Below are 545 nucleotides of genomic sequence, written 5' to 3'. Positions count from 1 at the left end.
ACCTGCTTGTACAATGCCAGATCCACTACCCGTACCCGGGCCACATCGTGATCATCTTCATCATATTCGGCTGCATCTTCGCCTGTGGCTGCATCGGATTGAGAACCATCACCGGATAAGGCATCGTCTGTTTCCCCTTCCGCAATCGCCCCGTAATCATTTTCCGGGTCGTTGTCCGCTTCACTATCTATATCTTCAAAAGGACCTCCATCCCGGTTCAAGGCGCTGCTGATCTCCGAATAATTCGTCCAGCTTTCCATACTCGTTCCATGAATCACGACTACTTCCAAGCCAACCAAAGTATCTTCTCCCGATCGTAATGTATCCATTATTGTATACACTGGAAAGGTGCCCGTAGTATCCCAGTCTGCATTTTTCCCGGGCGCCATCTCCAGGCCGTCCGGAATATAATCTGTTATCTCTATTGTATTCGCAGGTTCATTCCCCTGATTTACTACTAATATGTCCAGGGTAATCGTATCTCCGTACCGATACGGACCGGGGAAAGCATTATTGATTCTTTTCTGTAACGCCAGATCATACAC

General features: G+C 48.1%; 1 pseudogene. It reads right to left on the bottom strand.

The annotated features are described in order from the left end of the window. A pseudogene (locus LVD47_RS23350) lies at positions 1-545 on the bottom strand (hypothetical protein); the annotation flags it as partial.

The organism is Membranihabitans maritimus, assembly GCF_021729145.1.
In the GTDB taxonomy this organism is placed as follows: Bacteria; Bacteroidota; Bacteroidia; order Chitinophagales; family Saprospiraceae; genus Membranihabitans; species Membranihabitans maritimus.
This window is presented reverse-complemented; position numbering and strand designations above follow the sequence as displayed.